Here is an 18,669-nt window from a genome sequence, read left to right as displayed (position 1 = left end):
CCGGCCGACCGGGGTGAAGCAGTCATGTCCCTGATTGTCCTAGCCACCAACCCGATCGACCGACAGCGACTCACCGAGAACACGAAAGATCTTTAAGTGGCGGCTCGCATGCTGTGGCCTCCGTTGTGTTGAGGAGGAGACGCATGAAGAGGTTGATTGTGGCCGTGGCGATCGCGATGGCGGCGGTCCTGGTGTCGGCGGTTGCTGCCGGGCCGGTCGGGGCGCAGACCGCGGCGCTCGGGACGGGCAAGGTTTCGATGCAGGACTTCCACTTTTAGCGCATGACCCGCGTGCGGCCGGTCGGGGAGATCGGCCGCACGCGGCTTGACTTGGGAGGCTCGGGCAGCGGGTGGAAGGCAATATCGTTGCGGCATGCCTGAGCTGATCCAGCCGACCGTTGAGCTGCACGCCGCGTTTCTGGAGTGCCGGGACGACTGGGGGTCCGGGCCGAACGAGGACGGGTTCGGCCTGCGAACCGATGACGACGTGGACTCGGCGGAGGGGTTTGCCGCCTGGGTGCACGAACGCGTCCGGTTCGAGCATCCCGCGGGGACGCCGTGCCCGGATGTGCAGCATGCGACGGCCCGGTGGATCGTCGAGGACGGCCACGTGCTCGGCGGGATCGCCTTGCGGCACCACCTCGATGACGACCTTGGGCACATCGGGTACGGGGTGCGGCCCTCCGCGCGTCGGCGGGGACTGGCCGGGTGGGCGCTGGGGGAGATGCTCGAAGAGGCGCGGGCAACACTGGGGATGGAGCGTGTGCTGATCGTGTGCGCCGCGGACAATCTCGCCTCGGCGCGCACGATCGAACACAACGGCGGGGTGCTCGAGACCATTCGCGACACCGGCCGCGGTGCGGTCCGACGCTACTGGATCGGACCGCACCGCTAAACGAACACCGCGTGCGCAGGGCGTGCGCATCGGCTCGTTACATGCTGCGCAGTTCGCGGTCGCGCCAGGCGGCGGACCAGGAGGTGCGGCTGTTCGTGCGCAGGAGCGAACCCTCGTAGATGCGCGCCCCGCCCAGCAGCGCGCCGAACGCGGCCGCGGCCAGGATCACCAGGGACACGAACGGCTCCCACCCGGCGGCGGAGCCGTCGAACAGGCGGACCGGCATCGCGGTCGGGGCGGAGAACGGAATGTACGACAGGTAGCGCATCGCGACGGGGTTGTCGCCGAGGAAGATCACGGCGAAGAACGGCAGCATCACCAGCAACTGCACCGGCATGCCCGCGTTGGCCACGTCCTCCAGGCGGTTCACCAGCGCGCCCACCGCGGCCCACAGCGCGGCCAGCATGATGAAGCCCAGCACGAAGAACGGGATGAACCACGTCATCGCCGGGCCGAGCAGCGGCAGCAGCGTGCCGGCGTCGTCGCTGAACTGGGCGCCGGCCACGGTGACGACCGCGATCAGCGCCACTTGGGCCAGGGCGAGCAGGCCACCGGCGACGACTTTGCCGATCAGCAGCGCCCGGACCGGTACCGCCGCGACCAGAATTTCCACCATGCGCGTTTGTTTCTCTTCCACGACGCTCTGTGCGATCTGCATGCCGAACGTGAGCGATGTGAAGAAGAAGACCAGCGCGAACATGAACGGCACAAGGAACGACGCCAGTTCGTCCACGGCGTCCGGGTCCAGCAGTCGGACCTCGGGCGCGACCGACAGCGCGCGCACGACGTCGCCCGGTGCGTCCTTCATGGCCAGGATCTCGGGCTGGCCGGATTTGTCGACGACCGCGGCGTCGGCGTCGCCGTCGCGCACGACCTTCTCGGGGTCGGAAGCCACCTTGACCTCGAGGCCGGCCGCCCGCAGCTTGCTCTCGTACGGCGACGCCTGCACCACCGCGACCGACGACGGGCCGCCCGCGAACAGGGCCGGCAGCACCGACGAACCGAACGCGAACAGCAGGAAGAACAGCGTGCTGAACAGGAACGTCTTGTCGCGGAGCTTCACCTTGAGCTCGCGCGCGGCGACGAGGCGGACCGCTTCCACCATGTTCATCGGGTCACCTCTCGGAAGATCTCGGCCAGCGACGGCACGACGGGGCCGAACGAGCGCACGGGGCCGCGGGCCAGCGCCTCACGCAGTACCACCTGGTCGTCCGCGGTTTCGGCCAGGTCGAAGACGGCCCGGTCGCCGTCCAGATCGACGACGGTCACGCCGGGCTGGTCGCGCAGCCAGCCGGTGTCGCCGTCGACGCGCAGCTCGTAGCGGGGCTCGGCGTAGCGGGTGCGCAGTTCGTCGCGCGTGCCGGTGGCCCGGATCTGGCCGGCGGCGATGATGACGAGGTCGTCGCAGAGGCGTTCGACGACGTCCAGCTGGTGGCTGGAGAACAGCACGGGCACGCCGGCCGCGGTGCGTTCGCGCAGAACGCTCACGACGGTGTCGACGGCGAGCGGGTCCAGGCCGGAGAACGGCTCGTCGAGGACGAGCAGGTCGGGGTCGTGGATGAGCGCGGCGGCGATCTGTGCACGCTGCTGGTTGCCCAGCGACAGTTGCTGCAGCGGTTCGTCCGCACGTTCGCGCAGACCGAGCCGTTCGAGCAGACCGGCGGCGTTGCGTTGTGCACGTTCGTGCGAAAGCCCGTGCAGCCGGCCGAGGTAGATGAGCTGTTCGCGCACGCCCATCTTCGGGTACAGACCGCGCTCTTCCGGCATGTAGCCGATCTGCCGCCGCTGCTCCTTGGTCAGCGGCGACCCCCGCCACGTGACCGTTCCCGAATCGGCGGAAAGCACCCCGAGAATGATTCGCATCGTCGTGGTCTTCCCGGCGCCGTTCGCGCCGACGAAGCCGGTCATCCGCCCGGCCCCGACGTCGAACGTGATATCGGAGAGCACCTGCCGGTCGCCGAAGCGCCGGTTGACCCCCTCCACCCGCAGTGCGTCGCTCATGCGTTTCACCGTAGGCGCCGGTCGCGGCGAAAGAATCCGGCTGGCGATTTACCCCCGAGGTCCATCGCGCGACGGACCCTCCGAACAAATCACAGTCCGCCGCGCGACGGACCCTCCGAACAAATCACAGTCCGCCGCGCGACGGATCTCACCGACCAATTCCCGGTCCGCCGCACGACGGAACCGGCCCAGCATCCCCCAGTCCGCCGCCCAACCCGGCCGCGATCGGCCCCGCGAAATGCGTCAGCGCGACGGACCCGGCGTCACCACGCCGTGTTCATAGGCGAACACGACAGCAGCCGTCCGATCGCGCAGATTCAGCTTCGTCAGCACCCGGCTGACATGCGTCTTCACGGTCGCCTCGCCCAGGTGCAGCCGGGCCGCGACCTCGGCGTTCGTCGCCCCGCCGGCCAGCTCGACCAGCACTTCCCGCTCCCGCGGCGTCAATTCGGCCAGCAGCGCGTCACCGTGCGCCGCCGGTCGCCGCCCCGGCCGCGCGAACGCCGCGATGACTTTCCGCGTCAATTCCGGCGCGAGCAGCGCATCGCCCCGCGCGACAATGCGCACCGCGTCGATGAGCGCCTCCGGCGTGCCGTTCTTCAGCAGGAAACCGCTGGCCCCGGCCTCGAGCGCGGCGAAAAGATAATCGTCGCGGTCGAATGTCGTGAGCATCAGCACCGCCGGTGCCGGGCCGGCCGCGGTGATTTCGCGGGTCGCCGCCAGCCCGTCGAGTCCCGGCATTTCGACGTCCATGAGCAATACATCGGCGGGGGTACCGCGTGCGAGTTCGACCGCCTGCCGCCCGTCCGCGGCCTCTCCGACAACGGTCAGATCGTCCTCCGTCTCGAGGATGACCCGAAACCCGGTGCGGACGAGCTGGTGGTCGTCGGCGAGCAGTACCCGAATCATGCCCGGCACCTTATCCGGGCCGCTGAGTACGCTCCAAGGTCATGAGTGCGATGGTGTTCACGGGTGGCCCGATCTGGACCGGCGCGGGCGGCTGCGAGGCGCTGGCGATCGAGCGTGGCCGGATCGTCGCGGCCGGTGACCGGACCGAGGTGCTAGCGGCGCTAGCCAAACCATACGACTTCGTCGATCTGAAGGGTCGCGCCCTCATCCCCGGCCTGCACGACGCCCATGTCCACCCGGTCCAGGGCGCCCTCGAGCGGCTCCGCTGCGATCTTTCGCACCTCAACGACCGCGCGGCCTACCGGGCCGCCGTCGCCGCCTACGCCGCGGCGAACCCGGACCGCACCTGGATCACCGGCGGCGGGTGGTCGATGTCGGCGTTCCCGGGCGGCCTGCCGCACCGCACGGACCTCGACACGGCCGCGCCGGGCCGCCCGGTCTTCCTGCCCAACCGCGACCACCACTCGGCCTGGGTCAGCACGGCCGCCCTGGCCGCCGCCGGCATCGACGCGCGGACCCCGGACCCGCGCAACGGCCGCATCGAGCGCGACACCGATGGAGTTCCTTCCGGGGTACTGCACGAAGCCGCAATGGACCTCATCACACCGCTACTGCCCGAGGACACCGCCGCCGACTACGACCGCGCCCTGCTGGAGGCGCAGCGGTACCTGTTCTCGCTGGGCATCACCGGCTGGCAGGACGCGATCGTCGGCTCCTACGCCGGCTCCCGCGACCAGTACGACACCTACCGCCGCGCCGCGGCGTCGGGCCGTCTCCGGGCCCGGGTCGCCGGCGCGCTGTGGTGGGACCGGGCCCAGGGCCTGGAGCAGCTGGAGTTCATGACGGAGCGCCGGAGTGGTGCCGGCGGTCGATTCCGCACCCCGATCGTGAAGATCATGCAGGACGGCGTGGCCGAGAACTTCACCGCGTCGATGCTCGAACCATACGTCGGCAAGGACTTCTGCGGCACGTCCAATGTGGACCCGGAGCAGCTGCGCACCTATGTGGCCGCCCTCGACGCCGCCGGCTTCTCGGTGCACTTCCACGCGATCGGCGATCGCGCGGTCCGCGAGTGCCTCGACGCCGTGGAGGCGAGCGGCAACACGCAGCGCCACCACATCGCCCACCTGCACGTCGTGCACCCGGCGGACGTACCGAGGTTCGCGGCGTTGGGCGTGACGGCGAACATCCAGTCCCTGTGGGCCACGCACCACGAGCAGAACGACACCCTGTGCGTGCCGTTCTTCGGCCCGGAGCGCGTGGCGCACCAGTACCCGTTCGGCGACATCGTCCGCGCCGGTGGCCGCCTGGCCGCGGGCAGCGACTGGCCGGTGTCCACCCCGGACCCGTGGCCGGCGATCCACGTCGCCGTCAACCGCACGGAGCCGCCGGACTCCGCCGAGTCGACGTGGCCGGCGTCGCAGACACCGATGCTGCCGGAGCAGGCGCTGACCCTGGAGCAGGCGCTGACGGCCTACACGGCGGGCTCGGCGTACGTGTCCCACCTGGACCGGGAGGTGGGAACGCTCCAGCCGGGCCGGGCCGCCGACCTCGTGGTCCTGGACCGCGACCCGTTCACCCCGGGCGCCGAACTGCACGCGGTCCGGGCCGACCTGGTGTTCGTCGACGGCGAACCGGTGCACGAGCGCTGACGGCGACGGCGCGCGGTCAGGCCGGGAGCAGGACGGTCAGGTCAGCGGCCGAGCACCTGATACTTGGCCTCAGTGGCTTCCTTCTGCGGCTTCCACCACCACTCGTTGGCCCGATACCAATCGATCGTCGCGGCCAGGCCGGCCCGGAAGTCGCCGTAGACCGGCTCCCAACCCAGCTCGCTGCGAAGCTTGCTGGTGTCGTTGGAATACCGCAGATCGTGACCGGGACGGTCCGGTACATGATCGTAGGCATCCGGCGCCTGACCCATCAATTCCAGGATCAATTCCAGGATTTCCTTGTTGTTGCGCTCGTCGCCGGAGCCGATCAGGTATGTCTCACCGATCTTTCCCTGCGACAGGATGCGGTGGACGGCGGCGTTGTGGTCATCAACGTGCGTCCATTCCCGCACGTTCTCGCCCGCGCCGTACAGCTTCGGCCGGTCACCCAGGAGCACATTGGTGATCTGCCGAGGGATGAACTTCTCCACATGCTGATACGAGCCGTAGTTGTTGGCACAGTTCGACAGCGTCGCGTTGACCCCGAATGAGCGCGCCCACGCCCGGACCAGCATGTCCGAGCCGGCCTTGGTCGCCGAATACGGGCTCGACGGATCGTACGGCGTGGTCTCGGTGAACTGCTCCGTCGAGTCCAACGGCAGGTCACCGAACACCTCGTCAGTGGAGATGTGATGGAACCGGCCGCCGTGCCGCCGGAGCGCCTCCAGCAGCGTGTACGTCCCGATGATATTGCTACGGACGAACGGCTCCGGATCGTGCAGCGAGTTGTCGACATGCGATTCGGCCGCGAAGTGCACGATCAGGTCGGCGTCGGCCACCAGCCGGTCGACCACGCCGGCGTCACAGATGTCGCCATGCACAAACTCGACCCGGTCCGCGACCGGCCGCAGCGTCGTGCGGTCCCCGGCGTAGGTGAGCGCATCGAGGACGCAGATCTCGTACTCCGGATGGTTCCTGATGGTGTAGTGAACAAAGTTCGCACCGATGAATCCGGCACCCCCGGTAACGAGCATCCGCGTCATGACCACGCATCCTACGGAATCCCGGTCGTAGCGTGGTAAAGGGTGTCTAGAGCGGCCTGCGGCTCGCCTCGGGCCTTCCGATCTATCACAAAAATAAACAGCGTCAGGGCATCGCTCGCCGGGTGAGCCGCCGGACGGTCAGGTGGATCCGCACCTCGCCCGCGGCGGCCTTGGCGGCCACGCCGGCGAGCGAACCGACCAGCCACACGCACGGCCCGATCACCGCACCGGCCACAATGGACATCACCACGTCGCTGCGCTCCGTTCCTCAGGGCTCTCCAGTGTCGGCCCGCCGCGCGACCCTACCGGTTGCCGGAAGGTGTCAGTCCGGTGTCATCCGATCGGCCGCCCGACCCCGTCCTGCTCCAGGGCGCCGCGGAGGTCGGCGAGCGCCCGGGCACCGGCGGCCAGGCTCTGCCTATTGCCGGTCGTTCCAAGCGCGCCAGGTCCCCACCGCGTCGAGCGCGCGGTCGATGAGAGCATCCGGGACGGCAAGGTTCTGCATGGCCGTGCGGTAGACGAGCGGCCCGATCAGCGTCGCCGCCACGTCCAGCGGCTCGGCGTCGGTGGTGAGCTCCCCGCGGGCGACCGCCCCGGCGACGGCGGCGCCTAGGCGGTCGGCGATCGTGCGGTTCGACTCGTCGCGGCGGCGGCCCATCTCTCCGTCCCAGATCGACGACTGCATCAGCGTGAGCGTGAACGCGGCCACCGCGGGCTGCGCCATCTCGTCGGCCATCGCGCGCAGCTGGGCGAACAGCCACGGCCGCAGCGGCGCCGGCGGATCGCGGAAGTACGGCAGGTCGGCGCCGTCCATCACGTCGAGCATCAGCTGCTCGGCGCGGGGCCAGTGGCGGTACACGGTGGCCCTTCCGACGCCGGCACTTTCGGCGACCCGCTGGTGGGTGATCGCCCCCGGGCCCTCGTCGACCAGCAGCGCCCGGGCCGCGCCCAGGATGGCCTCGCGGCTGCGCAGCGCCCGGGGGTCCGTCGAGTAGCTCACAAGGAGCATGCTAACTGTGAGACGTCTTGACTCATAGTTTCGCCGCGTGTCAGCATCCATCTGTGAGACAAGGAGTCTCACAGATTTGGGGGAGGGTCATGCGAATCGCTGTGCTCGGCGCGACCGGGGCGACCGGGCGGCACGTGATCACCGCCGCGCTCGCAGCGGGCCACGAGGTCGTCGCCCTCGCTCGGCGGCCGGCCGCGCTGGACGGGATCGAGCACGCCAACCTGGAGGTGCGGGCCGCGGACGTGACCCGGCCGGACACGGTCGCCGCGGCCGCTTCAGGGGCGGACGCGCTGGTCAGCGCGCTGGGCATCAGCCGGGGCGGGCCGCCCGACACACTGTCCAACGGTGCCCGATCGGTTCTTGCTTCGGGGGTACAGCATGTGGCGTGGCTCGGCTCCCTCGGCTCCGGCGAGTCCAGGCACCGGGCCGGCGCCGCCTACGACGTCATCCTGCGCGCCGTGCTGCGGGGCGGGTTCACCGACAAGGCCACCGCCGAAGCCCTCGTCGCCGGCCCCGGCACCACCGTCTTCCACGCCGTCATGCTCGGCGACGGGCCGCCGACCGGTGAGCCCCGCATCGTGGCGCTCGAGGACCTGCCGCGCTGGCGGTTCATGCCCCCGAGCGTCGCCCGGGCCGACGTCGCCGCCGCGATGGTCGCCGAACTCGAGCAGCCGGCGCACGCCGGGCAGACCGTCGCCGTCTACTGAGGAGCATCCCCGGTCGAGGTTCAGGAGCTGCCGCTGGGGGCGCGCACCGCGTTGTGCTGCTGCTGGCGGCTGCGCCGCACGAGCGCCCGGGCGGGCGGCCGGCGGTGCACCCGGCGCCGCATGTAGTGCTCGACCGCCCCGCCCGGGTGCGAGTCGGCGACCGCGGACTGCACGGCCTCCCGCAGCCAGTTCGGCAGCGAGGCGCCGAGGCTCATCCCGTTCTCGACCTGCCAGCCGTCGTCGCCGAGCTCGTTGAGCAGGGCCACCTTCCCCGGCACGGCCTGCGAACGGATACTGTTTCCGTCGACGACGACGGCGGCCAGGCTGTATTCCAGCGCCCGCTGGCCACGATCCGGATGGTTGCGAAGTTTGCGCTGCTCCTCCGACTGCGTGGAGACGAAGTACACGAAGCCGTACTCCCACTGCTCGCTCGCCATGCCGCGAATCGTGCCCGAAGCGCCGCGCAAGTCCGGCGAAACGCGCACAGTACATCCGTCCTGGGTCCCTCGATCGGCCAGTCTCACTTAGTCTGATCGTCGTGCGAGCGCTCCGGATGCTGGTGACGACGGCGCTGCTGGCCGCCTGCTCCTCGTCGCCGGCGCCGCCGCCGGCGGCCGGGTCGCCATCGCCTCCACCCTCCGCGGCGCCGTCCCCGTCGCCGGCGCCATCCGCATCAGGGGCGCCGCCGGCCGCCGACGCCGACCTCACGCTCGCGTTCGCCGGTGATGTCCACTTCACCGGGCGCACCGCGACGCTGTTGCAGAACCCGGCAACGGCGGTCGGCCCGATGGCCGAGGTGTTGCGGGCGGCCGACCTGGCGGTGGTCAACCTGGAAAGCGCGGTCACCACCCGGGGCACGCCGGAGCCGAAGGAGTTCCACTTCCGCGCGCCCGCGTCGGCGTACACGGCGCTCAAGGCGGCCGGAATCGATGCCGTCACGATCGCCAACAACCACGCGCTCGACTACGGCCGGGTCGGCTTCGCGGACACCCTCGACGGGGCGGCCGCGGCCGGGATGCCGGTGTTCGGCGGCGGGCGCGACATCGACGAGGCGTACGCGCCGCTGATCCTGCCCGTGCGCGGCGTGCGCGTGGCGATCCTCGGGTTCAGCCAGATCCACACCCTGGCCGAGGCGTGGAAGGCCGGCCCCGCGACGTCCGGCATCGCGCTGGCCTGGGACGTGGACCGGGCGGTCGCCGCCGTCAAGGCCGCCCGCGCGCAGGCCGACCTGGTGATCGTGTTCAACCATTGGGGCACCGAGACCGAGTCCTGCCCCAACGCGAATCAGCGGTCCTTCGCACGGTCGATCGCCGACGCCGGCGCGGACCTGATCATCGGCGCGCATGCGCACGTGCTGCAGGGCGACGGCTGGCTGGGCCGCACCTACGTCGCCTACGGCCTGGGCAACTTCGTCTGGTACGTCGGCCAGGCGGACACGGGCGTCCTGCGCGTGCGGGTGCACGGCCGGACAACGACGAAGGCCGAGCTCATCCCCGCGGTGGTCTCGCCCACCGGCCAGCCGAAACCGTTGACCGGCGCGGCCGCGACGACATTGACGAACCGCTTCGCCGGCCTGCGCAAGTGCACAGGCTTAAGCTCAGCATCATGAGCGAAGCAGACGGGCGGAGTCTTTGGGAACTGGCCGACCTGGTCACGCCGATGGCGATCCGGGTCGCGGCGACACTGCGGCTGGCCGACCACATCGCCGCCGGCACGTGCACGCCCGATGCGCTGGCCGCGGCCGTGCACGCAGAACCGGACGCGCTCGGCCGACTGCTCGTGCACCTGGCCACCGCCGGTGTCGTGGTGCGCGCGGACGACACATACGCACTGACCGAGCTCGGCGAACAGTTGCGCTCCGAACGTCCCGAACAGTTCCGCGACTGGTTCGACCTCGAAGGCTCGATCGGCCGCTCCGACCTGGCGTTCACCGAACTGCTGCACACCGTGCGGACCGGGGAGGCGGCGTTTCCGCGGCACTTCGGGCGGCCGTTCTGGGAGGATCTCGCCGCCGACGACGCCCGGCAGGCCTCGTTCGACAGGCTCATGGGCGGCCGGCTGGCCCGGGACCTGTCCGGCATCGCCGCCGCCTACCCGTGGGGTGAGACCGGGCACGTCGTGGACGTCGGCGGCGGTGACGGCAGCCTGCTGATCGCGGTGCTGCGACAGCACTCCGGCCTGCGGGGCACCGTTGTCGACCTGCCGGCCGTCGCACCCGGTGCCGAGGCGGCGATCGCCGCGGCCGGGCTCGCCGACCGGGCGGACGTGCGGGCCGGGAGCTTCTTCGACGCCGATGTGCTGCCGCCCGGGGCGGGCGCGTACGTGCTCTCCGGGGTCATGCACAACTGGTCCGACGAGGACGCGACCCGGATTCTGCGACGCTGCGCCGACGCGGCCGGTGACACCGGGGTCGTCCTCATCGCCGACCACATCAGCGACGAGTACAACACCGAGGGCGACCTGCGCATGCTGGCCTACTTCCGCGGCTGCGAGCGCCCACTGACCCGCCTGCGCGACGTCGTCGCCGCCGCCGGCCTCACCGCGGGCGACCTGCTCCCGGCGGGATCACGGTCTCTGCTGGTGCTGCGCCCGACCCGCTAGCTCGCGCGCGGTCACGGTCCAGCCGGCCGCCGAGTTCCCGTGCGGCGGCGCACGGGAGCGGCCCGGCGTCGGGCCGGCCGGCCGCCGGGTTCCGTGCGGCTGCGGCGCGCGAGAGCGGCCCGGCCGCAGGTTCGCGCGTCCTATGATCGGGGCGTGAGGCGGGTGCGGCTGCTGGGTCCGGTCGACGTCACGGTCGGTGACGACGTGCGGGCGCTGCCGGGGCTGCGGCGTAAGGCGGTGCTCGCCGTGCTCGGGCTGCACCGGGGCAGTGTCGTCGGCGTCGACCGGCTCATCGGGCTCGTCTGGGACGACGACGAGGACGCGGTGGTACTGCCCAATACGGTGCAGGCGCACGTCTCCGGCCTGCGTGCGGTCCTCGGGGACCGGCTCGCCGTCGAGGCGCGGGCGGCCGGTTACCGGCTGCACACCGGGACCGACCTGGACCTGGTCGACGAGCACGTGCGCGCCGGGCGGGCGGCGGCGCGGGCGGAGACGGCGGCCGGGCACTTCCGGGCCGCGCTGGAGCTGTGGCGGGGGCCGTCGCTGGCCGACCTCACCGCGCTGAGCTGGCTGCGCGGGCAGGGGCAGCGCCTCGATCAGCTGCGGCGGGACCTGCGCCTGGACCTTGTCGACGCGCGGCTGCGACTCGGCGAGCACGACGCGCTCGTGCCGGAGCTGAGCGCGCTCGCCGCGGAGTATCCGTTCGACGAGCGCATCCACGGGCAGCTGATGACCGCCCTGGACGCGGCCGGGCGGCGGGCCGAGGCCCTCGCGGCGTACGACCGGCTCCACAACGCCCTCGACCGCGAGCTCGGCCTGCGCCCGCGGATCGAACTGCGGTCCCGGCAGGCGGCGATGCTGGCCGCGCACACCACAGCGGCCACCCAGGAAGCCGGCCCGGCCGCGCCCCGGCAACGAGGTGGGGCGCGGATTCCGGCGCAGCTGCCGGCGACGGTGCGCGGGTTCGCCGGCCGGGACGCTGAGCTGGCCGGGCTCGACGAGCTGCTCGGGACCGGCGGCGTCGCGGTGATCTCCGGGACCGCGGGCGTCGGGAAAACGGCGCTGACGCTGCACTGGGCGCACCGGGTGGCGGCCGAGTTCCCGGACGGCCAGCTGTATGTGAACCTGCGCGGTTTCGACCCGGGTGGTGCCGCGGTCGGTGCCGGTCCAGCGCTCGCGGTGCTGCTGGAGGCGCTCGGGGTGCCGGCACAGGCTGTACCCCCGGCAGAAACTGAACGGGAAGCACTCTATCGATCGGTCATCGCCGGGCGACGGCTGCTCGTGGTGCTCGACAACGCGCGCGACGCCGAGCAGGTGCGGCCACTGCTGCCCGGGCCGGGGGCGTCACTGGCGCTCGTCACCAGCCGGGAACGGCTGGCCGCGATCGCCGACAGCCGGGCCGTGGTGCTCGACCTCATGACCCCGGCCGATGCGCACAACCTGCTGCGGCGGCGGCTCGGCGGGTCGCGGCTGGCGGCCGAGCCCGACGCGGTCGACGAGATCATCGCCCGGTGTGCGCGGCTGCCGCTGGCCATGAGTGTCGTGGCCGCGCACGCGATGGCGCGGCCGCGGGTGAGCCTGGCCCAGCTGGCCGGTGAGCTGCGGGACGCGGCCCGCCGCTGGGACGTGCTCGACGGCGGTGACGCGGTGTCGGACGTGCGGGCCGTGCTGTCGTGGTCGTACCTCGCGCTGCCGCCGGCCGCCGCCCGCATGTTCCGGCTCCTCGGCGCGCACCCGGACCCGGCCCTCGACACCGCGGCCGCGGCCAGCCTCGCCGGCGTCGGGCCCGAGTCCGCCGCCGAACTGCTGGCCGAACTGGCCCGGGCCAGCCTGCTCACGGAGCCCGAGCCGGGCCGGTTCACGCACCATGACCTGCTGCGGGGGTACTCCCGCGAGCTCGCCGCCCGCGACGGCGCCGACGGTGCCGAGCGCCGCGTCCTCGACCATTATCTGCACACCGCGCTCGCCGCCGCCCTCGCCATCAACCCGTCGTGGCAGCCGGTGACGCCGCCGTCACCCGAGGCTGGTGTCACGCTCGGTGAGGTCGCCAAGCCCGCCGCCGCCCAGGCCTGGCTGATCCTCGAACTGCCGGCCCTTCTCGGCGCGATCGACCTGGCCGCCGCCGTGGGTCTCGACACGCACGCCTGGCTGCTGGCGTGGGCGGTGACCGACCTGGTGGAGCGGCAGGGCCGGCTCGACGAATGGGAGGCCGCGCACACCGCCGGCCTGCGCGCCGCCGAGCGCCTGGACGACCTTCCGGCGATCGCGCACCTGCACCGGGGGCTCGGCCGGCTCCGGATGTGGCAAGGACGACATGCCGATTCGCGGGGGTACTTCCAGCAGGCCCGCGACCGCTTCGTCGCCCTCGGTGACCAGCACGGGGAGTCCCGCACCGAGCACAATCTGTGCCAGCTGGCCGACCGTGAGGGCCGCATCGCCGACGCCGCCGCCCACGCCGAGCGGTCGTTGGAGTTGTGCCGGTCGATCGGTGACACCCCGGGCGTCGCGAAGGAGCTCAACGCCCTCGCCTGGTGCCTGCTCGAACTGCGCGACTTCGAGCGGGCCCGGGTCGCGTGCGAGGAGGCGGCCGCGATCTACCGCGAGTTCGACGACCCGGCCCAGGAGGGTGCGGTCCTGCACACCCTCGGTGAGGTCCACCGCGAGCTGGGCGACCTCAAGCAGGCGGTCTCCTACTACGAGCGGGCCGTGGGGCTGGCGGCCGGGGCCGGTGATCGCTACGCGGAGGCCGTCGCCCTGGAGAGCCTCGGCGACGGCCGCCTGGCCCTGGGCGACGCGGATGCGGCCCGCCCGGCATGGGAGCGGTCACTGACGGTGTTCGAGGAGCTGGACCATCCGCGGGCCGACGCCGTCCGGGCCAAGCTCGGGCGCTGACCCGCCTACACCGGCCCCAGCAGCCGGTCGAGGATGCGGTCGAGGGCCGGCGACTGCGGACTGCCCTCGAAGCCGATCGTCACGACCGGGCAGGTGTCCCGGGCCACCCGCACCTCGCGGGTCTCGCCGACCACGTCGCGCAGGAGCAGCACGTCGACCGTCCGGCCCGGCGAGGAGCAGGTGGCGTACGGGATCTGGCCCATCGTCGCCTTCGCCGCCGCCACCACCGCGGCCCCGGTCTCGTCGGCGACGCCGCGGTCGTCGACCTGGCGGGCCCGGTCCCAGTGGCCGTCCGATCCGCGGACGAACCGGCACGCGGTGACGACGGCCAGGGGCACCGGCAGATCGTGCGGGTTGGACATCGTGGTGTGCATCCACACGTCGTAGGCCGGGTCGGGGCTGTAGTGGCCGGCGGACGGGCCGGTGGTGAGCCGGGCGGCGCAGTCGGCCGGGCGGACGTCGGCGGGGCGGGCGACGGCCAGTTCCTGGGCGATGAACCGGGCGTCGAACGCCTCCACCGCTTCGCGGACCTCGTAGCGGGTGATGCCGCCGCGGCGGACGTACCCGCACGCCGGGGCCCGCTCGATGGTCACGTTCGAACCGTCGGCGTACTCGAGGGTGAGGTACCCGCCCCCGTCGCCCATGAGCATGCACGGGTCCATGCCGGACTTCGCCGGCAGCGCGTTCAGGACGGTGATCAGGCCGGCGACGTCGCGGGTGAGGACGAGGCGCCGGGGCGGGCCGGGCCGGCCGGGGTACGGGTCGGGGACCTGGTTGTAGCGGCAGTAGACGACCCGGACGGCGCCGGGCGGGGCCAGGTCGCCGGGGGCGGTGGGCGGCTTGTCGACGAAGTTGAAGTCCGGCGGCGCCGCCGGGCAGTCGCCGGCGCCGGGGTGCTGCGGTGCGGTGGACGCGCTCGGGGCCGGATCGGCCGGCGGGCCCGGGGCCGGGCGGGTGGCGGCGGCCGCGACCGCGCCGCCGAGCAGGACGAGCGCGACGCAGGCGGCGGCCAGCAAACCGGTGCGGCGCTGCCGGCGGCGGACCCGGTGGCCGATCGCGGCCAGCCGGTCGGGCGGGGCGGCCAGGTCGGGGACGAGGGTGTCGAGGAGCCGGCCGAGGTCGCGGCCGCCGTCAGGTTGCGTCATGGTGGTCGGCCCCTTCGGCGGTGAGCAGGGATCGGACGGCGGCGTCGGCGCGGAGGGTCTCCAGGGCACGGAAGGCCAGGGTCTTCACGGTGCCGGCGGAGCAGCCGAGGAGTTCGGCGGTCTCGGCGACCGTGCGGTCCTCGACGTACCGCAGCACGACCACGGCCCGCTGCCGCGGCGTGAGGCGGGCCAGGGCGCGGCGCAGCCCGTCGCGGGCGGCGGACGCGGCGGCGATGTCCTCGGGGCCGGCCCGCTCGGGTGGGGCCGCGGTGGGCAGCTCGCCCCGCCAGTGCCGGCGCCACCAGCTCAGGTACGTGTTGTAGAGCACCCGCCGCACGTACGCCTCCGGATGGCCGGCCGCGGCGATCCGGTCCCAGTGCCGCCAGCTGCGCGCGAGGGCGGTCTGCAGCAGGTCCTCGGCCGCGGCGGCGTCACCGGTCAGCAGCCACGCCGCCCGCAGCAGCACGTGCGAACGCGCGGCCACGAACTCGGCGAAGCCTTCGGGTGGTGCGGGTGCTCGGGTCATCCAGGTCCTCCCTGCCCGTACAACCGCCTGGGCGGCGCGTGCGGTTGACACCGGCGGCTGGCGAAGCGCGCGGCGATCCGCGATCATGGACGACCGTGGCGCGCCTCGACATCACCCTCGGCCGGCCGGAGCTGTTCCTGGTCCAGCAGACGGCCGTCCGCTGCGACTACGCCAAGCTCGGTGAACTGCTGACGACCGGGCTGAGCGGCCCCCACGACCGGATCGAGCGGGTCCGGGTGGCCGCCGACACGCTGACCGAGTGGACGTTCGCGGACCTGCCGCGCGGCCTCGACGACTGGTGCCGCAGCGGCGACCCGACCGCGTTCGTGGTGCGCGGGGCGGTCGAGATCAACCGGGCCTGGGCGGTGCGGGGCAAGCTCCGGGCCGCGCACACGACGCCGGCGCAGCACCAGGGCTTCAACGAGATCCTCGGGGTGGCGAAACGCTACTGCGAGGCGGCCGCGGAGGCCGACCCTAGCGACGCCGCGCCCTGGCTGTTCCTGCTCAGCATCGCCCGCGGCCGCCCGGTCGGGTCGGCCGAGGTGCACCGCCTGCGCAACGAGCTGGAGGGCCGGGCGCCGCAGAGCTTCGTCGGGCATCGGCACGCGATCGCCGCGCTCGGGCCGCAGTGGGGCGGGACGATGGAGCACGTGGACGCGGCCGTCGCGGCGTGGACGGCGGCCCCGCGGCCCGGTTCACCGCTACCGGCGCTGGTCTTCCCGGCGTTCGTCCAGCGCTGGTGGTCACACGGCCACCGGGCCGACTTCACGCGGGAGCCACAGCTCCGCGCGCAGGCGCACGAGGCGTCCGAGCGCATGCCGATGCGCCCGTGCGAGACGCCGGACGAGTACCTCGCCCACAACCACGCCGCCGCCTACTACGGGCTGGCCCGGGACCCGAAGCGGGCCAACGCCCACTTCAAACTGCTGCACGGCGTCGTCACCGAGTACCCGTGGCGGGACCTGCGCGCGACGGCCCCGATCCGCACGGAGGTCCCGCTCTTCCGGGGCCGCCGCCTCAAGGCGCTCCTGGGCCTGCGATAAGCAAAAGCAACGGCATCAATTCCGCGGTGGTACTCCCAGTGCGGCACACGCTTCCCGCCGGGCGGCGCGGCCACGGCCCAGATCCTCAAGGACGGCGATGCTGGGGTCGTAGGCGACGACGACTTCCGCGACGACCCCGCTGCACCCCGCGGCCGACCAGGGTGCGGCGTCCAGGGCCGCGCGATGGTCGGCAAAGCATGCGAACGACGCGCCGCGATGTACAGCCAGCCGGACATGTGCCGGTTCTGCGTGTGCCGTGGCCGCTCTGTGCGAAGCGTGCCCTTTCTGTGCGAAGGCCGGCCGGGCCGGAGCCGAGCGCTTCAGGGCAGTTGGGCGATCTGGCCCGAAGCGGTCGCGCGGACCAGGGGGAAGCGGGCGCGGACGCGGAAGCCGGGGCTGCCGGTGCGGGGGCCGGCCTCCAGGGTGCCGTCGTGGGCGGCCACCCGCTCGCGCATGCCGATCAGGCCGAGGCCGCCCGTGGACCGGCGGCCCTGGCCGCGGCCGTTGTCGGCCACGTCCAGCTCCAGCTCGTCGGCGTGGTAGCGGATGCGGACGTCCAGCTTCGTGGCGTCGGCGTGCTTCAGGGTGTTGGTCGCGGCTTCCTGGACGATCCGGTAGCCGGCCAGCGACAGTGACTCCGGGAGCGCCACCGCGTCGCCGAAGACGCCCAGTGAGGTTTCCACGCCGGCGCCGCGGACCGAGTCCAGCAGCTCCTGGATGCGGTCGAGTCCAACGGCGCTCGGCGCCGTCGCCGGGTCGGAGCCGGACTGGGGCTCGGCCGGTGATCGGGACGCGGGGATCGACGGCGACGGCGGCGACTCCGGTGAACGCGACGGCGGTGGGGAGGAGTCCGGCAGCGGGTCGGACTGGCGGAGGAGCCCCAGCATGCGGTGGAGTTCGTCGACGGCGGTCCGCGCCGACTGCTCCACCGCGCCCAGCGAGGTCTTCGCCTGGGCGGGGTTGCGGTCCAGGACCCGGCGGGCGGCTGAGGCCTGGACGCCCATGACCGAGACGTGGTGGGCGACCACGTCGTGGAGCTCGCGGGCGATGCGCAGGCGCTCGTGGAGGACGGAGCGGGCGGCCTCCTCCTCGTGGGCGGCGACGAGCTCGGTGGCCTGGGCCTCGACCTGGTGGCGGCGGCGTTCGGCGGTCCAGGCGAGCTCGCCGAAGTAGTAGGCGAAGCCGAAGAACAGCATGTTGACCAGGACGCCGTTGATGAGGGCGGCCAGGATCGGCGAGACCGGGCCGCTGGCGTGGACGAACTCGGCGGCGGACAGGCCCGGCAGGGCGATCAGGTAGGAGATGCCGATGTAGATGAACATCGCGGCGATGATGCCGGAGCGGACCCAGTGGGCGCGGCGGTGGTCGCGGCCCCAGGCGCCCAGGCAGTAGATCGCCGCGAACAGGGAGCCGACCGCGAGCTGCTGCTCCGGGGTGGAGCGGATCTGCCCGGCGATGAACGCCGCCGAGATGAACACGGCCACGGCGTCGGGCCAGCGCCGCCGCCAGCACAGCGGCAGCGTGGTCAGCACGGTCCAGACGATCTGCTCGGCGACCGACGGCGGATCGCCGTGGAAGGCGCCGGCGCTGCGGGTCAGGGTCAGGTTGAGCAGCGCCGTGAGCGTGACCGCGATGCCGATGACGATGTCGATGCGCAGGCGGCGGGCGTCCGGCATCGGCCGCTGCCAGACCTCGTCCACCACACCATCCGCGCTCATGCCGGCAGTCTACGGCCGGGGTACGACATTTCCGCGACGGCCGGAATCACTCCTGCGGTGGCCCCCAGGCCGGCGGCGGCGCCGGTGACCAGGGAGCGGGAGCCGCACCGGCCCCGAGCCCGGCCGGGGAGCCGTCCGCGGCGGAGCGGCGCACCAGCAGCGAGGCCACCACCAGCGCCACCCCGATCGTGATCAGCACGGCGTCGGCGACCGCATACGCGTTGTTCACCGTGTTGAACGTGTCGATGTCGAGGTCGCCGCCCGACGTTATCGACCGCACATGCAGAATCCACAGGACGTTCGCCGCCTGGTCGGCCGCGATCAGCAGCGAACCGGCCGCGGCGAGGATGCCGCTGAGCGCGCCCAGGCGGCGCAGCATCAGCAGGGCCAGCAACACGCCGGCCAGGGCGATGAGAATGACCGGCACCCGCAGCCCGATCTGCACTCCGACCGAGAGCGGCTCAACGGTAGACGAGTCCACGCGGCCACCCTAGACAACGCCGTCGAAACGCGATGAACGGGGCTCTGGCTT

General features: G+C 72.5%; 19 protein-coding genes. 8 read left to right on the top strand and 11 right to left on the bottom strand.

Going from position 1 to position 18,669, the window contains the following annotated elements:
• Positions 1 to 143: 143 nt before the first annotated feature.
• Both ACIA8L_RS55300 and ACIA8L_RS55295 read left to right on the top strand, forming a co-directional pair.
• The gene (locus tag ACIA8L_RS55300; RefSeq protein WP_395918180.1) at positions 144 to 278 is read left to right on the top strand and encodes a hypothetical protein; all 135 of its coding nucleotides are present in this window, start codon (positions 144 to 146) and stop codon (positions 276 to 278) included.
• A 94-nt stretch (positions 279 to 372) separates the two neighbouring features.
• On the top strand, positions 373 to 894 hold the full coding sequence (locus ACIA8L_RS55295; protein WP_395918179.1) for a GNAT family N-acetyltransferase: 522 nt from the start codon (positions 373 to 375) through the stop codon (positions 892 to 894).
• A gap of 37 nt (positions 895 to 931) precedes the next feature.
• On the opposite strand, the gene ACIA8L_RS55290 is transcribed toward ACIA8L_RS55295, so the two are convergent.
• The 3 genes from ACIA8L_RS55290 to ACIA8L_RS55280 all read right to left on the bottom strand — a co-directional run bounded on the left by ACIA8L_RS55290 (position 932) and on the right by ACIA8L_RS55280 (position 3,804).
• Positions 932 to 2,005 carry an ABC transporter permease gene (locus tag ACIA8L_RS55290; RefSeq protein WP_395918177.1) on the bottom strand — a complete coding sequence of 358 codons (1,074 nt, stop codon included), beginning with the start codon at positions 2,003 to 2,005 and terminating at the stop codon, positions 932 to 934.
• Complete coding sequence (locus ACIA8L_RS55285; RefSeq protein ID WP_395918175.1) at positions 2,002 to 2,895, bottom strand: ABC transporter ATP-binding protein; 894 nt, start codon at positions 2,893 to 2,895, stop codon at positions 2,002 to 2,004. The genes ACIA8L_RS55290 and ACIA8L_RS55285 overlap by 4 nt, the downstream gene beginning before the upstream one ends.
• A gap of 243 nt (positions 2,896 to 3,138) precedes the next feature.
• A complete protein-coding gene (locus ACIA8L_RS55280; protein ID WP_395918173.1) occupies positions 3,139 to 3,804 on the bottom strand; it encodes a response regulator in 666 nt (221 codons plus the stop codon).
• Between the two features lie 41 nt (positions 3,805 to 3,845).
• Between ACIA8L_RS55280 and ACIA8L_RS55275 the strand changes: the two genes are divergently transcribed.
• Complete coding sequence (locus ACIA8L_RS55275) at positions 3,846 to 5,456, top strand: amidohydrolase (RefSeq protein ID WP_395918172.1); 1,611 nt, start codon at positions 3,846 to 3,848, stop codon at positions 5,454 to 5,456.
• A 41-nt stretch (positions 5,457 to 5,497) separates the two neighbouring features.
• Here the strand turns inward: ACIA8L_RS55275 and rfbB are convergent, their stop codons facing one another.
• The 3 genes from rfbB to ACIA8L_RS55260 all read right to left on the bottom strand — a co-directional run bounded on the left by rfbB (position 5,498) and on the right by ACIA8L_RS55260 (position 7,496).
• Positions 5,498 to 6,496, bottom strand: coding sequence for a dTDP-glucose 4,6-dehydratase (gene rfbB / locus ACIA8L_RS55270; RefSeq protein WP_395918170.1), 999 nt, complete (start codon positions 6,494 to 6,496; stop codon positions 5,498 to 5,500).
• A gap of 103 nt (positions 6,497 to 6,599) precedes the next feature.
• Positions 6,600 to 6,746, bottom strand: coding sequence for a hypothetical protein (locus ACIA8L_RS55265; protein ID WP_395918168.1), 147 nt, complete (start codon positions 6,744 to 6,746; stop codon positions 6,600 to 6,602).
• A 168-nt stretch (positions 6,747 to 6,914) separates the two neighbouring features.
• Positions 6,915 to 7,496, bottom strand: a complete 582-nt coding sequence (locus ACIA8L_RS55260; RefSeq protein ID WP_395918166.1) for a TetR/AcrR family transcriptional regulator — start codon at positions 7,494 to 7,496, stop codon at positions 6,915 to 6,917.
• Positions 7,497 to 7,594: 98 nt separating this feature from the next.
• Here ACIA8L_RS55260 and ACIA8L_RS55255 point away from each other — a divergent pair, with 98 nt between their 5' ends.
• Positions 7,595 to 8,212 (top strand): NAD(P)-dependent oxidoreductase, encoded by a 618-nt coding sequence (locus ACIA8L_RS55255; RefSeq protein WP_395918165.1) that lies wholly within the window; start codon positions 7,595 to 7,597, stop codon positions 8,210 to 8,212.
• Positions 8,213 to 8,232: 20 nt separating this feature from the next.
• On the opposite strand, the gene ACIA8L_RS55250 is transcribed toward ACIA8L_RS55255, so the two are convergent.
• The gene (locus ACIA8L_RS55250) at positions 8,233 to 8,649 is read right to left on the bottom strand and encodes a hypothetical protein (protein ID WP_395918163.1); all 417 of its coding nucleotides are present in this window, start codon (positions 8,647 to 8,649) and stop codon (positions 8,233 to 8,235) included.
• A 101-nt stretch (positions 8,650 to 8,750) separates the two neighbouring features.
• Between ACIA8L_RS55250 and ACIA8L_RS55245 the strand changes: the two genes are divergently transcribed.
• From ACIA8L_RS55245 to ACIA8L_RS55235, 3 genes are all read left to right on the top strand, one after another.
• Positions 8,751 to 9,821 carry a CapA family protein gene (locus tag ACIA8L_RS55245; protein WP_395918161.1) on the top strand — a complete coding sequence of 357 codons (1,071 nt, stop codon included), beginning with the start codon at positions 8,751 to 8,753 and terminating at the stop codon, positions 9,819 to 9,821.
• Complete coding sequence (locus ACIA8L_RS55240) at positions 9,818 to 10,813, top strand: methyltransferase (protein WP_395918160.1); 996 nt, start codon at positions 9,818 to 9,820, stop codon at positions 10,811 to 10,813. Before ACIA8L_RS55245 ends, ACIA8L_RS55240 begins: the two co-directional genes overlap by 4 nt.
• Positions 10,814 to 10,966: 153 nt before the next feature.
• Entirely contained in the window at positions 10,967 to 13,705 is a 2,739-nt protein-coding gene (locus tag ACIA8L_RS55235; RefSeq protein ID WP_395918158.1) for a BTAD domain-containing putative transcriptional regulator, read from the top strand.
• A 5-nt stretch (positions 13,706 to 13,710) separates the two neighbouring features.
• On the opposite strand, the gene ACIA8L_RS55230 is transcribed toward ACIA8L_RS55235, so the two are convergent.
• On the bottom strand, positions 13,711 to 14,850 hold the full coding sequence (locus ACIA8L_RS55230; RefSeq protein ID WP_395918156.1) for a hypothetical protein: 1,140 nt from the start codon (positions 14,848 to 14,850) through the stop codon (positions 13,711 to 13,713).
• The gene (locus ACIA8L_RS55225; protein ID WP_395918154.1) at positions 14,837 to 15,376 is read right to left on the bottom strand and encodes a SigE family RNA polymerase sigma factor; all 540 of its coding nucleotides are present in this window, start codon (positions 15,374 to 15,376) and stop codon (positions 14,837 to 14,839) included. The genes ACIA8L_RS55230 and ACIA8L_RS55225 overlap by 14 nt, the downstream gene beginning before the upstream one ends.
• Positions 15,377 to 15,471: 95 nt before the next feature.
• Here ACIA8L_RS55225 and ACIA8L_RS55220 point away from each other — a divergent pair, with 95 nt between their 5' ends.
• Complete coding sequence (locus tag ACIA8L_RS55220) at positions 15,472 to 16,419, top strand: hypothetical protein (RefSeq protein WP_395918152.1); 948 nt, start codon at positions 15,472 to 15,474, stop codon at positions 16,417 to 16,419.
• 320 nt (positions 16,420 to 16,739) lie between these two features.
• Here ACIA8L_RS55220 and ACIA8L_RS55215 read toward each other — a convergent pair whose 3' ends face one another.
• Positions 16,740 to 18,137: a sensor histidine kinase gene (locus ACIA8L_RS55215; RefSeq protein WP_395918150.1), complete on the bottom strand. Its 1,398-nt coding sequence runs from the start codon at positions 18,135 to 18,137 to the stop codon at positions 16,740 to 16,742.
• Positions 18,138 to 18,183: 46 nt separating this feature from the next.
• Positions 18,184 to 18,618, bottom strand: coding sequence for a hypothetical protein (locus ACIA8L_RS55210; RefSeq protein ID WP_395918149.1), 435 nt, complete (start codon positions 18,616 to 18,618; stop codon positions 18,184 to 18,186).
• Positions 18,619 to 18,669 lie beyond the last annotated feature (51 nt).

The organism is Dactylosporangium sp. NPDC051541 (genome assembly GCF_044454505.1).
GTDB lineage: Bacteria > Actinomycetota > Actinomycetes > Mycobacteriales > Micromonosporaceae > Dactylosporangium.
Note: the sequence above shows the minus strand (reverse complement) of the source record. Positions and strands in the feature narration are given on the sequence as shown.